The 13,395-nt window shown below is 62.9% G+C and carries 10 protein-coding genes and 1 pseudogene; 7 read left to right on the forward strand and 4 right to left on the reverse strand.

The features are described from left to right. Window positions 1–387, forward strand: a pseudogene (locus ACIA5D_RS51100) (LysR family transcriptional regulator); the annotation flags it as partial. A 353-nt stretch (window positions 388–740) separates the two neighbouring features. After that, a complete protein-coding gene (locus ACIA5D_RS51105; protein ID WP_396038006.1) occupies window positions 741–989 on the forward strand; it encodes a transposase in 249 nt (82 codons plus the stop codon). A 4-nt stretch (window positions 990–993) separates the two neighbouring features. On the opposite strand, the gene ACIA5D_RS51110 is transcribed toward ACIA5D_RS51105, so the two are convergent. Together ACIA5D_RS51110 and ACIA5D_RS51115 are read right to left on the reverse strand one after the other, a co-directional pair. Continuing rightward, window positions 994–1,806, reverse strand: coding sequence for a hypothetical protein (locus tag ACIA5D_RS51110; RefSeq protein WP_396038007.1), 813 nt, complete (start codon window positions 1,804–1,806; stop codon window positions 994–996). A 132-nt stretch (window positions 1,807–1,938) separates the two neighbouring features. Then, complete coding sequence (locus ACIA5D_RS51115; RefSeq protein WP_396038008.1) at window positions 1,939–2,973, reverse strand: hypothetical protein; 1,035 nt, start codon at window positions 2,971–2,973, stop codon at window positions 1,939–1,941. A 608-nt stretch (window positions 2,974–3,581) separates the two neighbouring features. On the opposite strand from ACIA5D_RS51115, the gene ACIA5D_RS51120 reads away from it, so the two are divergent. Beyond that, window positions 3,582–5,030 carry a pentapeptide repeat-containing protein gene (locus tag ACIA5D_RS51120; RefSeq protein ID WP_396038009.1) on the forward strand — a complete coding sequence of 483 codons (1,449 nt, stop codon included), beginning with the start codon at window positions 3,582–3,584 and terminating at the stop codon, window positions 5,028–5,030. Window positions 5,031–5,683: 653 nt separating this feature from the next. Here ACIA5D_RS51120 and ACIA5D_RS51125 read toward each other — a convergent pair. Beyond that, window positions 5,684–9,703, reverse strand: a complete 4,020-nt coding sequence (locus tag ACIA5D_RS51125) for an NACHT domain-containing protein (protein ID WP_396038010.1) — start codon at window positions 9,701–9,703, stop codon at window positions 5,684–5,686. Between the two features lie 1,095 nt (window positions 9,704–10,798). Between ACIA5D_RS51125 and ACIA5D_RS51130 the strand changes: the two genes are divergently transcribed. Beyond that, a complete protein-coding gene (locus ACIA5D_RS51130) occupies window positions 10,799–11,056 on the forward strand; it encodes a hypothetical protein (RefSeq protein WP_396038011.1) in 258 nt (85 codons plus the stop codon). A 246-nt stretch (window positions 11,057–11,302) separates the two neighbouring features. On the opposite strand, the gene ACIA5D_RS51135 is transcribed toward ACIA5D_RS51130, so the two are convergent. Next, window positions 11,303–11,536, reverse strand: coding sequence for an ATP-binding protein (locus ACIA5D_RS51135; RefSeq protein WP_396038015.1), 234 nt, complete (start codon window positions 11,534–11,536; stop codon window positions 11,303–11,305). Between the two features lie 46 nt (window positions 11,537–11,582). Here ACIA5D_RS51135 and ACIA5D_RS51140 point away from each other — a divergent pair, with 46 nt between their 5' ends. The 3 genes from ACIA5D_RS51140 to ACIA5D_RS51150 are packed head-to-tail and all read left to right on the forward strand — an operon-like array spanning window position 11,583 to window position 13,327. Next, window positions 11,583–12,641: a tyrosine-type recombinase/integrase gene (locus ACIA5D_RS51140; protein WP_396038012.1), complete on the forward strand. Its 1,059-nt coding sequence runs from the start codon at window positions 11,583–11,585 to the stop codon at window positions 12,639–12,641. Further along, window positions 12,638–12,955: a helix-turn-helix domain-containing protein gene (locus ACIA5D_RS51145; RefSeq protein ID WP_396038013.1), complete on the forward strand. Its 318-nt coding sequence runs from the start codon at window positions 12,638–12,640 to the stop codon at window positions 12,953–12,955. Before ACIA5D_RS51140 ends, ACIA5D_RS51145 begins: the two co-directional genes overlap by 4 nt. A gap of 24 nt (window positions 12,956–12,979) precedes the next feature. Further along, window positions 12,980–13,327, forward strand: coding sequence for a hypothetical protein (locus ACIA5D_RS51150; protein WP_396038014.1), 348 nt, complete (start codon window positions 12,980–12,982; stop codon window positions 13,325–13,327). The last annotated feature ends 68 nt before the right edge of the window (window positions 13,328–13,395 follow it).

Below are 13,395 nucleotides of genomic sequence, written 5' to 3' on the forward strand. Positions count from 1 at the left end.
CAGCACCATCCGCTGGCCGAACAATCGGAGATCGAGATCGCCGACGCGGCCGCGTATCCGCTGCGACTCCCGGACCGTGCGGCCAACCCCGTGATCCACGATCAGCTGTCCGCACTGTTCCGAGACACCCGACCACATCCCCGATTCCACACGCCCGCAGTCTCTTTCGACATGTCTCAGCGCGACCTGCACGACGGGGTCACCCTCGCCCCGGCCGGAGAAGCCGCGGCCACGGCACAACCCGCCGGTCTCACCTGGCGACCACTGCGAGGCGCGCCCAGCCTGACGATCCACCTGGTCCTCCCACGCGAGCAGTCACCACTACACCGCCGCATCCGTGCCGTCGCCAAAACCCTGGCGCACGAGCTGCACTGGCTGCCGGACTGACGCGCAAGAGGTCAAGCGAGACGGACGCCTGCGGTGGCGAGGCCGAAGACCTTGCGCCCGGCGGACTTCGCGGTGATGACGACGGCGGTCTTGCTGAATGTCCGACACGACCTCGCTACGCCGGCGGATCAGCATCCGATGATGGCCCCGGGTCCGGTCCGAGTCGTACACCGCGGCGACGTCCTCGCCCAGCCCGAGATCTCGGCGGATACCGCGCCTTCGCCGACGCCGAACCGGACGAGCACGGGTAACCGGCGGGAACGCCCGCCGTCAACGGCGTCCATGACGTCGACAGTGCTTAGACCGTGTGTCGTTTGGGGTGGTTGAAGCGCAAGGTCATTCGTTGACCGGGTGTGGATGACGTGGAGAAGTACTGCCCGGAGGCGTTCTGGCATCTCGCGCAGCCGTTGCTGCCGCCGCACCCGGAAAGGCACCAAGGCGGCGGTCGGCGGCGGACCGATGACCGGGCGATGCTCGCGGCGATCGTGTACGTCCTCGACTCCGGCTGCTCGTGGCGCAAGCTTCCCGGCTCGTTCCCGGTGCACTGGCGGACCGCGCACCGCCGGTTCGCCGAATGGGTCGTGCCACGTCCGGCGCGCTAAGCGCTTAGCTAGGAGTCGCCAAGTTCGCCGGCGCGGTCGGCGGCAACTTGAACCGGTCGGGGACATTGCTCTCGAATGCAATGAGCATCTCATCCATGAAGCGCTCGACTGCGAGCACGACGTCGTCGGCCACCGATGCGGCATCGCGGCCTTCGTCGAAGGTCAGCTGGTATCGATGACCGACCACTGCGTTGACCCGGTCCGGGAAGCGAAGGAACAGCCGGCCGTCTACAACCGTCGCTACCTTTGAGCCGCCCTCCACAGACTGCTGGTGAAGGTTCAAGTTCGACAGGAATCGTGCCTCGTCGGCGCATGAGGCCCTGAGCCGGTCGCGCGCCTGGACAACGGCCTCGCGCCTCGGTCCCTCCGCAAGTGCAGGGATCAGCCCCTGTTTCTCAGAAGGACCCCCGCGTGGGCTCCTCTCCAGGCGTTCTTCGAGCCTGCGGACCCAGGCCAGCAGGTCCTCTATCGCGTACCACGCCTCCTCAAGCTCCGGTAACGCCCAGCTGGCGCTCACTCCCTCTGGGGGTGCCGGCGCGGTCTTGAGCCAATCGAGGTAGGTCGAGTAGGCATCGCTCATCGAGCGTTTGAACCGCTCATATGCCGATTCGGCCCCGCCGCCCGCATCGATCACATCGGAGGCCAGCGTGCGCGTGGCCCGGTAAATTATGGAGTCATCATCGATGTCCCTGCCGGCCCGTTGCAGCGCTGCGGCAACGCCTGGGGCGCTCTGGTAAAGCGAGATGTCCCAGCGCCACAATTCGGCCCCGAATTCCAGCGGCGCGCTGGATCCCGGAGAAAAGTGAAGGCGCTTCATCCAGGTCCATGATCTCCTCGGCACGAGGCACGAGGCTACGCGGGACACTCGTGAGATTCGAGCGCATAACACCAACGGGGAATCTCCCGCCAATGAGCGCATACGGCCCGGTCGCCGTCTGCGCGCCGCTGCCTAGCGGTCCCACAGATGCACGGTCTCTCCCGTCCTCAGCGGCTTGCCGTCAGGACCCTTGATGTGGGGGTTGATCCAAATCGGCCGATGTACGCCGCGGCTCGGGTACCACTGCTGCCGCCAATGACCCTTGACCATCCAGCGGCAGGAGTATTCGCGGCCGGCCGCCTCGTCCTGTGGCGCCCCGTGCTCGCGCTCCAAGCGTCGAAGGTGTAGCACACGTACCGCGTGCACATCGATTCCTGCTCGCAGCGCTCGCCGTCGAGCGGCCCGCGACGGTTCCAGCTCCTCCACCTCAGCGATCTGTGGCTGAGCCATCAGGAGCCAAGCGGCACGCACCGCCTGGCTCCAGGGAGCGAACTCGTCGAGCTTCGCATCATGGCTGGCCCCTGGCTTGTAGCTGGCCTTCTGACTGCTGCCGTAGCCGACGATCGCCTCGTTGTCCCAGTTCAGCGGTCCCGAAAGCACGCGGATTCGTGCCCGCTCCCGCTCCCGCAGCCGCCTGCCCGCCATTACAGCTGCCTGACGCTCCAACCCCTCAAGGTCGACTGGCGTGTAGAAGGTGAACCAAACTCCCCCGCGCGGCAACCTGGCGTGCTGGTACTGCCCCCAGCTCACCGCAACTATCGGAAACCGCTCCGGTGACAGACCATCGGTGTTGACGTACGAGCCGATCGGCTCGTCGAAGACCATGAGGCCGGTCGGGGCCGGGACGTCTTCCGGTTCGAGATGAAAGTCAGGGATGGACTCGCCGGCGACCACAGCCAAGCGCGTCATCTCCGCCGTAACCGCGTAAAGCTCCGCCTCGACCAGACGTGCATACTCCTGCTCGCAGAGCGTTCGGGCAGCGTCCTCAGGATTCCGTGATGGCGGGATGAAGGACCCACGCCCGGACGCGATCACCTGCGCGGTACGCGAAACCTCGAAAGGCGACCGCATCTGCGCAGCCAATGCCGCCCGCAGTTCCGGGACTCGTGCCGCCTCGGGAGGCCTCCATGGCGTCGTGGGGATGCTGTCCGAAGGCTCTGACGACATGGGTCATCCTTTCGATTGATCCATGCCGATAGTTACGCAACGCTCAATGGCAATCAACCATCGGTTATGCCGAGTTGCGCGCGCATGTCGACCTTCGAGGAGCTGACCCTCGGTTTAGGAAGGGCCATGACGGAATGGTCCGGCCTATCTACCAGGCACTCTATCTTCAACCGGCGTGGCTCCGTAGTCCTCAGAGGCCCCTTGTACCTGTAGTTCGTGCCACGATCCGTGCCACGCTGGCCAACCGCAGGATAATGAGATCAACAAGGCGGCGCGTTCGAACATGGAAAACATACCGTGATCCGAGGTAAGGCTTGTCGACATTTGGCAGGTGGAGGGTCGAGCCTTCCCGGTGCGCGGGCGTAGCCCAATCGGCCGTGCTGCCGGCCGCAAGCACGCCCCACCGCTTGCGGCCGGCAGCCGTCACTGACCTCTGCGCATGACGCTGAGGTCTGAAGCATCGCCGCGGATGCGCAGCGGTATCCTCAGATCAACTGGTGTCCCGCCCCTGTCGATGCGAAGAGGACATTCTGTCCGCCTACCTGTGCGAGCGGTGATCGGTCATGATGAGCCCTATGGCGTCACGCAACCTGCGTCGGCTCTCGCTCATGACCGCCTTAGTTGCCGCACTCGGACTGGTGGTTGGTTACGGCTGGCTGATTTGGCAAGCGCCACGGCTGCTTGTCCCCGATCTGCGTTCCCCGATACCGTCCCCGTCCGGGACTCTGCCAACGCTAAGCCCTGCGGAGCGGGCGACCGCCGCGTACAACGCCCGAGTCCTGGTGGTCTCCCTCGCTGGCGCGACGGTAGTCCTCGCAGGTCTACTTTACACCGCTCGCAATTACCGGCTTTCGCATCGAGGGCAGGTCACTGATAGATTTACCAAAGCGTTGGAGCGCCTCGGCTCCACGGAACTATACGTACGTATCGGTGGCATCCACGCCCTGCAGCAGGTCTTGCATGACAGCCCGGAGCAACACGCTCAGGTTCTTGACGTACTCGTCGCTTTTATCCGTCAACGCGCGCCGCGGGCCATGCCCAATGACGAGTCACCCATATATCCGCGGCCGGCACCTAGTAAACCCGCCCCCGACGTCCAGGCCGCGCTGACCACGATCGGTCGGCGCCGCCGTCGTCCTAACCGTGAGCTGAGCCAGCTTGACCTTTCCGGTTTACACCTGGACGGCGTCCAGCTGGCGCATGCGGAACTGCGGGGCGCGAATTTGTTTAATACACGCCTACGCCACGCAAACTTGGCTAAGGCCGATTTGCGGAAAGCTAGCCTGGCTTCGGCACAGCTGGATTTCGCGAAACTTGAGAACGCACAGCTGCAGGAGGCGTCCCTTATGTGGACGGTGCTTAAGAGCGCGAACCTGCAGGATGCGCAACTGCAGGGGGCGACCCTAAGTGGCACATGCCTCGATCTCGCACATCTGAGCGGGGCACAGTTGCAGGGCGCAAAGCTCATTGGCACGTCGATGTGGCGGGCGAACCTTGGTGCGGCACAGTTGCAAGGTGCTGACCTACTGGGGGCGCAGTTGCAAGGAGCGGACCTGTACGGATGGGATGGCCGCGGGGCGGCCCAAGGACTTACTATCAGTCAACTCGCCGATGCTGATTTCGATGATGAAACCCGGCTACCTGCAGAGCTACGAAGAGGTGTACAGGCGTATCGATCAGCCTACATAGAGTTCATTCAAGAAAGCCTTCTTACAAATCTACCTAGAGTCGACTACGAGGTCAGGCGAGGTAGCGACGGGGATTATCACGATCTCGTCGTGTCCGGGCCGTCCGGCACAACATACGTCAAAGGCGGGTTGACCAACCGCCCAACATTTGACCATGGGATGGCGCACGACTTCATGACGATGGCTGCAAAAGAGAATCTAGCTGGTCAACTGATATGCCTTACCAACAAACCACTAGAGGGTATGGTAATCGGTTACAACAAAACCCCGAAACGGGATGTTGAATTTCTGACTTGGAATGGCAACCAAGACGCAGAGTTGCTAGTCAAAGCGATTCGAGACAATGCTAAGTCGGACCGGCTACCCTGACCGGAGTTGGTGCCTCTCGCCATCTCACAGGACAGCCGCTGGCGAGCCGCCGTGATCGCAGGCATGCTTGCTGGTGGGGTAGACGCCGTAGGCCTGAACAGCCCGGCTGAGCTGAACTTCGCTGCACGGCGCTGAGCCTCGGTAGTCCCGCGGCTTGGGATGGCCGAGGCTTCGTCGCGCCCGCCGGAACTTTGCGATTGCGCGGCCCGGGCCCGGCGCGGAGCCGAAGGCGGCAGCGCCGGTCCTGGTACCGCGCCTTGAAGGGCCTGTGTAAGAAGTTCTCACCGCAGCCAGCCTTGCCTTCTCCGTCCTCCCTTGGGACAAGGTCCGGACAGGCGGCGGACGGATTAGAAGGGGCTCCGCCTTTCTGTTCTGGCGCGTCTACCAGGCGCTACGAATGCGGGTCGATGCCTCGGTGGAGCGCAAAACTCACCCGTGGCCTCTGGTTCGCTCCACAAGCGGCTCCACGGCGGAGACGCCTCGCGCAACGTCGCTGGCGGAATCTGTGCGATCGCTTGGGGGATTGACAATCACTAGTTCGCAATACGATCCGAGCCGCGCGCACCGCCCTATTGCTCCGACTGCGGCACGCGTGCAGAGAAGGTCGTTCTGAGGGAGACGGCCATCTCCTAGCTGAACGCCGGTGCAAGTAACTACAAGGCGGCTAAAGACGCGATCTCCGAACCTACGGGCTTAGCGCCCAGTAGTCCGATTAGTTCGCCTACGAGAGTTTCGCCCGAGGTCGAAGATCGGCCAATAAGCGCGAGGGCTAGCAGCGCCGCGAAACGGGGTTCTTCCGAATGTTCGTACGAGGTGCGTGCCAACAGAAGCCCCAAACACCTGACGCTAGGGCCGCATTCTCCCGGGTCGTTTTCAAGTTCGTCTAGATGCTCCTCCAGCCATGCTTCTATCGTGGACTCGTCGCCGTCGCGGTTTAGTGCTCCTGCCTCCGCGAATAGCTTGCATCGGATCGCCGCCGCGCTTGTTTCTTCGTCTGGCAGGGTTGGCTTCCCTTCGGGAAAGAAGTCTAAGAGAAAGAGACCTAGCCGGCCAAGCCGCCATTTCGTGGGATCCTCGACCCACCGTCTCCAAAACGTTTCTCCTACTGGATGTACACCGCGCTCTGAGACGTAGTTTTCTGGTAGTCGTAAAGTAGCACCGAGCCACTCAAGCTCGGATTCCCGCGTCGCAATTCCGGCAGCTAGGACCGCGGCAACGAGCGCGCGGCTGACGTACGCGCCTTCGCTGCCGACTCGGATCAGCCGTAGCAACAAGTCCGCGTCGTCGAGACTCACGGGATAGCGAGGGAGCGCGGAACTAGCTACGGAATTGGTGCCGCGGCGTCCGGAACCAGAATTTTCGGCAAGAACCGAGAAAAAGAATACGCAGCTGTTTGCTACCGTATCCCGTTGTGGGGTTGGCGGCATTGCGAGGCACCTGCGTGACAATTGCCGAACCCATTCCGTGAACTCGGCCGTGGCAGCCTCGCTTTCAGGGTGACTCATCCCTGACGAGCCCAAGGAGGTTGGGAAGCCATGGACTGATATCTGTTCGTCGAACGGAATCGCAACCCTCGTCCCGTCGACCACTGCCCACCGTACGTCGGTCAATTCATCGACCGTTACAGGAAAACGCTTCCAGCGTTCCTCGGCCTGCCGCCAAGCGATTTCGTCGCCTAGATGTCCCATTGCAGCGGCCCGGGCGAGCTCTCCGATTCGGTTCGCCGTAGGCCGGATGCCTTGCCTTTCTTGCGGTTCCTCGATGCATGCGGCCAACGGCCAGGGAAGGAAGCCCGCGAGATAGGCAACTTCTTCCGGGAACTGAGCCGACACCTCTAATGCACGAACTAGCGAACCCAAGGTTGGTACCCGGCAGAATTCCAGGCATGTGTCTACAAGCGCCCAGCTTCCTTCCATAACCGGCTTTGGTGCCGCCGGCACCGCCATTGAATGGAGTCCATTAAAGCTAAGATAGACGATCTTCGCCGCAGGCCCTTCGTGACGGGGTCTTAACGAGTCATTTCGGTCGGAGGGGTCGATGGCGTGGAGGAGGAAACGCGCGTGCGGAGGAAGGTGTTCGGGATCGTACTCACCAGAGGGCAAAAGCTTTAGGAATCGGCTCGGCGGCAGACGGGCAACGTCGGCTGCTATGAATCGTGACAACGACTTGGAAATCAGATTCTCGTCGTCTCGGAGGACAGCTTCAATCACGGCAGAATCTGGCTTACCCATGATTGTCGTAAGGCGGGCCAGTGATTGAGAATTGCCGATGTCCGCGGCAGCGGCAAGGAGTGATATGGCGGTTGCACGTTGACTCTGTGTTCCTCGCGATGCCGATTCGAGTGCCGCGGACACTTGCGTCCAGGCCTCTTGGTCGTTTACAAGCTCGAGGAGGCCAGCGCCACGGATTATATCTATCGGAAGTGCAAGCATGCGCGAGGCGCAGTCCGCGAAAATCCTCGTGTAAGCAGGCTGCGCTGCGGTAACTCGTTCCTTTAGTATGGCTGCTGCCAAGGAACTTCCCGGTAACGTCGCACGGCCATTGGAGCTGTCGACGTTGGCGCCGTGACAGAGTGCGGCAACCTCCGCGCGGAAATGCTCGCGATCGGCTATCGCGAAGACCTTGCCGACGGCAAAAAGCAGGACGTTGCGCCAATAGGATGAGGCGGCGATCGCCGCTAGTCCTTTACGGACTTGAGTGTCTGGTCCGGCCAGAATCGCCTCGGCCGCCATGAATTCTTGAAGACTTCTAATTTCGAAACCAATCTCCTGGCTGGTTATGGCCGCGAGGAATACCAAACGCTCTGTTGCGAGGAAGACGAATCTTTGCGCTAGCCTGCCAGCCTGCTCGGCCGAATTTCCCTGAGATTGGAGGCGAGAGGCAATTAGCTTAGTGAACTCATCTTTTGTGACAACGCCCCGCGTGTCACCGGATCGTTCGCCCCGGACTTGCAGCAGAAGCCCGACGCGGTAGTGGATGAAATGAACGTCCGCCTCATGGGTGTGGAGCAGCTCTGCTAACTCTGTCCCCTTTTCCTGCTCCCTCTGATAGATCACTCTGTAATAGTGAGAGAAGAGCCTCCACTTATCCCGCGGGGCGTGTCCGAGTCTTTCGAGCAAGAGCGTCAGGATGGTTACCTGAAGTGGCGTCGTTAGTAGTCGAGAAGAGGATTCTTCAATCTTGGCCCGATCAAGACGACCCTTGATAATCTCGGCGCGGTCGTTGCCGGCGCCCAACCTTGCCTCAATTAGGATGTATCCGTATTTCATGGCGAAGCCAATCGGGAGCGGCGCCAGTTCGTAGTGGCGAGAAGATTCCCTTCCGAATTCATTGTTGTATCCCTGAGGGCGCGTCGTGGCGACAACCATCACATCACCAGCGACACTCTGAACGTCGATGAGGAAGTCCGATATTGCAGACATTACTTGTGATCTATTAGATGCGTCGGGAACCTCGTCCAAGCCGTCGAGAACCACCAGCCAGGGATAGCTCCGAAGCCAGGACCTGATATGGGCCTGGGACACATTTGAGCCGGACCGACGCTCTAACTGATCCGACACGAAATCGAGGACAGACGTGCATTCGCCCTTCGCGAGGTCATCCGCAAAGTTCGAGAGCGCCACACGCACCGGCCAGCGTCGTGCGTTCGGCGTGGGCAGATTTAGCCTAGCTGCGTGTTCAATAACTGCTTCCCGGACGCTCTGAACCTCTGGATTGACGGTCAGCGTACTCCCCTCAAGGAATGCCGACCGATAGATTTGACACAAGAACTGACCGACGGTGCTTTTCCCCTGGCCCGGGCCACCGATAATGACCGCCCGGCTTGCACGTGGCGCATTTTTATCGGCCAATAACGCTGTCGGACTAAATGCCCTGTCGCCAGCCCGAATAAGCTCCAGAGCGATACCTTCCAGCGCGGGTTGTTCAAGGCCAGGAATTCGCGTCGCTGTTGTTTCGGTGTCCTGTCGCGAAGGAGGGAAAGCGGGGAGATCTATGAATACATCGGCCAGCCCGACGTGCCCGTCTCCGACGCTGCCCGCCTGCGTGAGGTTCAGTCGGCGATCGTCTATGAGTGTCTTGGCTGCGTGTGCGCTGAGAACCTGCGCAAGATCGCGTGCCGCTTCGACTTGCGCATCGATCAGGCTAGCGAGAACGTCACCCGGTGTGAACCAGGCGGCGTATGTCTTTCGGATTTCGGACGACTCGTCGAGCAATGCCCTAATTTGGTCATAATGCCAGACGGCGAATCCTTTCAGCTTCATACCAAGATTGCGTGAATAGGTTCCGATCAGGTCGAGTGTGCTATCGACTCCGCCTCCCGGCACCGCGGATAAGGTGACGTTCGTAATTGCCAGGAAGTAGTCCGGTAACGGCGTGCGACGCGTTCCGGCCTTGGTCCATTCCTGGAGCTCGGCCATAATTTGCGTCTTTAGCCAGGATGCATTGCTGGCTGGCGTGCCTTGGCTATACCTGAACTTTGCTTGCGCCACGCCGTAGCCGGCCCACCCATCTGGGAGGCGTCGCTCGGATACTGGGCCTTGCCACGTGGCCTCTCGTCCGCCGTCTGGGCCTGCCCCGAACACCGAGACCTGCGGCCCGAGAAACTTTACGAGCAGGGCCTGCGCGAGATGCTCAAATTGCTTGTCTCCGAGCCGGCTGAGGTCGTAGTCCATGCCCTATGAAACCCAGACGGGCCCCGTGGTGTCCACACTCGAAGCCGCGCATGTCTCCCCAGGCCATGGTCAGCATGAAGCAGGCCCCTCGTTCAAGATCCGACACACATCGATCAGCCGCCGGTGAATTGATGCGTATCTGAGCGTCCGGACGATCAGGGGCCAGCGGACTGCCGAGCAGTTAGATGCGAGGTTCCGGGGCTTAGCCCGCTGACAGCACTTATGCCAATAGCTCCGGTCGGGGTTCAACGTTCGTCGGCCCTCAGAGGAAGATACGGCGAAAACGACAACGGACACCGACGGGTAGCCAGTACAACGTCAGCACAGACCAACGGTCCGCCAGTGGGCACCACGGGGCGCTGCGGGCGTCGTCGAAGACATTGATCAAGACGCGGAGATCGGACAAGGTCAACTACACCAACACCAAACTCGGCTGGTGTTGACCTTGAATCGAGCGCAGCTCGATCCGATCTTGGCGACGCGCGAAGCGTCGTCGCCCAACCGCAACCCACCCACTAACCGCAACTAAACCACTCACAGTAACCATATACTCACACCACAGCCACCCACTCACCTATTGCTCACCCGCCCTGCCCTGCCCACACCAAACCCAACCACAATCAAATAAGCGAAGCGTGATTGTGGTTGGGTTTGGTGTGGGCCGCTCTGGGCAGGGCGGGTGAGCAGCCCCTACGGCACGTAGGGGACGACCTGAAACCCGATCAAAAACCCAGGCCAGCCCGACGGCTTTTAGCCAGGTTCTAGCCGGGTCTTCGCTCGGGAACTCTCGGCGTTGTCGGTTCTTCCCGGGGCTCTGCCCCGGACCCCGGCCCGGCTCGGAGATCCGCCAGGATCGGAGAAGCCGCTGTCGTGGCGATCTCCTGGCGCGGGCACCCGCAGGGAAGCCACACCGTCCGCCCAGCCGCAAGGGGCAAGCCGCGCTCCGCTCGGTCGCAAGCGACCCCTTGCCCCCGAACGGCCGGCGCGGCGTGGTCGAGCCTGCCCGCGCGAGGAGATCGCCACTAGTCGACTTACGCGCAGGTGCGCACCTCGAATCCCATCGAGGTCCGTGATCGGAACACCTATCGTTTCGTCGTGATCAGAACAGGCGAACGCTGGCGTAGCCGGGTCACGAACCTCGTCGACCATTACCAGCAGTGGGAAGACCACCGACGCCACCGGCTGGCCGGCTGGTCGGTGCGGCAGCGCTGGACAGTTCTCGTCCTGGTCCCCACCGTGTTGGTGTGCTGCGGCGGCACGGTCATTGGCGTCCCGCTGGCCTGGATCGCGAGGCAACCATCGAGGCCGGTCGCGGCGCGCGGTCGCCGGACGCTGCGGCGGATTCGTATCTGATGGCGTTGAGCTACAACCAGCAGGATGGCCTGCTGCCGATCCTGGATAGCGGCCGCCAGCAGGAACTGCTGGCCCAGTGGCGGGCGTACCGGGCGGCGATGGACAGTACCGATCCGCCGCCGTCGCGGTTGGTGGCTGCGGAGGTTCCGTCCGACGCCGCTTATTGGCGAGTTCTGACACCGCCGGGCACGTGTCGGTGCCGCGGATGTTGGTTTGCGTCGACACCGCTTCCGCGCCCGACGGGTGTCAGGTTGTCCGCTGCTTTGTAGCTTGGGCCAGACGGTAGGAGTCGGTGCCGGTCTCGAGGATGGTGCCGCCGAAGGTGAGTCGGTCGACGATGGCGGCGCATAGCCGGGGGTCGGTGAAGGTCTTGGTCCAGCCATCTGGGGCTGGCTCATGTTCGTCCGGGCCGGACTGCTCCTTGTGCCTGGCGAGAACCGATCCCGTCTCATCTCTTGATCTTTGAGGTAGTCGATCGATAAATTAGGCACCGCCTTACTCAGTTAGGCGGGAAGAAGGTGTCCGGGTGGTTCCGGGTCTGCGGGTCATCACCGGCGGCGTGGCGGCCGTTCCTGTGCAGGCCGATCCGTGGGAGTTCCAGGCTCGGTGCGCGGAGGATTTCGTCGCGTCGTGGCGGGCTCGCGGATTCAGCCCGGTGACGATCGACAACGACATCGGGTTGCTCGATCGGACGTTGAGCGCATTGGGCCGTCCGGCGTGGGAGGTCACACCCGAGGATGTCGACCGGGTGGTCGGTGGCCTGGCGGTGGCGGGCCGTAAGGCGTCGACGCGACGCGAGTATGTGCAGATATTCAAGGCGTTCCACCGGTTCTTGCAGGTCCGCAAGGCCGGCGAGATCGAGGCGACGTTCGGCGTCCGCCTGGTCTGCCCGGTCGATGAGTTCAATGCGTCGCGGCATGTTGGCGACGATTCGCCGCAGACGCTGGCGCCGCCGACACCGGAGCGGGTGACCGAGTTCTTCGAGTTCCTCAAGGACCGGATCGCCACGGCCCGCAAGTACGCGCCGGCAGCGCGCGACTATGCGATGTTCCGGACGCTGTATCACGCTGGGCTGCGCTCGGAGGAGGCGTCGATGCTCGATGTGGCGGACATGCACTTCGGGCGGGGTCCATTCGGGAAGCTGCATGTGCGGTTCGGTAAGGCCGCCCACACGTCGGGGCCGCGGCCGCGGTGGGTGCCGATGCTCGACAGCCTGGATCTGGTGCTGCGCTGGTTCCTCGACGACGTGCGGGGGCGGTTCCCGGACTCGCCGGTGCTGTTCGCCGACGAGTCCGGTGGACGGTTGCACCGGGGAACGATCCGTAACCGGCTGCGCCGCCTGATGCAGCTGGAAGGCCGCCCGGCCGAACAGTGGTTCAGTCCGCATGCCCTGCGCCGGGCCTGCGCGACGCACAACTACGAACGCGGCGTGGACCTGGTCGCGATCCAGCAGTTACTCGGGCACTGGACGGTTAGCTCGACGATGCGGTATGTCCGCCCGTCCACCACGTTCATCGAGGACGCCTATCGGCGGGCGGTGTCGGGCACCCTCGCCGATCTGGACGGAGAGGGGCCGGCGACGTGAAGATCCGATGGCGGTTGCGGATGGCCGCGGCTCAGCGTGAGGTGTGGTCGGGCAGCGACCTGCGCAGGTTGCTGGCCGAACGCGCGGGCTTGGAGCTGTCCGCGGCGTCGATCTCGGCGCTGCTGACCAAGGAACCCTCGCAGATCAAGCTGTCGACGCTGATGGCGTTGTGCACCGCGTTGCAGTGCACCCCCAACGATCTGCTCGAGGTCGACACCACACCTGTTGAGCAGCCTGCCCCGCCGAGTCGCCCGGCCGTGGCCGAACCGCGGCAGGCGGCCGGCGACGGGCGGCGTTCCATGCCGCCGCTGTAGTCCCTCGACCAGGGCTGTCCGGAGGTGATGGTGGGCAAGCGGCAGCGCGACTGCGCCGGCTGCGGCGCGTCGGTCGGCATCATCGGCCGCGACCATTGCAGCCGATGCGTGCGGCGCCAGCGGGAGGCTGCCGCCAAGGCGGCGTGTCCCGGCTGCGACCTGCAGCGCGTGCTGCAGGCCGACACCGGGCGGTGCATCCGGTGCTCGCGCCGCTGTTCCGCCTGCTCCGCGCCGGTGCTATCGGCCAGCTCGGCGTTGTGCAAGCGGTGCGTGCGGGCCGAGGCCACCCGCGCCGCGAAGCAGCCGTGCCCGCGATGCCGCCGGCCCGGTCTGCTGCGCGAGGCCACGGTCAAGCCCCTGGAAGTGGTGTAACGGCTGATCTTTCGAGTTGTGCTGGTTAGAAGGGTTGTTCTCCGGGTTTGCGAGTGACCGGTTCGCCG

It is taken from the genome of Actinoplanes sp. NPDC051513 (genome assembly GCF_044454685.1).
Lineage (GTDB): Bacteria > Actinomycetota > Actinomycetes > Mycobacteriales > Micromonosporaceae > Actinoplanes.

Excerpts from the sequence above, each read along its gene's own strand:
- ACIA5D_RS51115 (WP_396038008.1), bottom strand. The coding sequence starts at position 2,973 with ATGTCGTCAGAGCCTTCGGACAGCATCCCCACGACGCCATGGAGGCCT.
- ACIA5D_RS51120 (WP_396038009.1), top strand. The coding sequence starts at position 3,582 with ATGACCGCCTTAGTTGCCGCACTCGGACTGGTGGTTGGTTACGGCTGG.
- ACIA5D_RS51110 (WP_396038007.1), bottom strand. The coding sequence starts at position 1,806 with ATGAAGCGCCTTCACTTTTCTCCGGGATCCAGCGCGCCGCTGGAATTC.
- ACIA5D_RS51125 (WP_396038010.1), bottom strand. The coding sequence starts at position 9,703 with ATGGACTACGACCTCAGCCGGCTCGGAGACAAGCAATTTGAGCATCTC.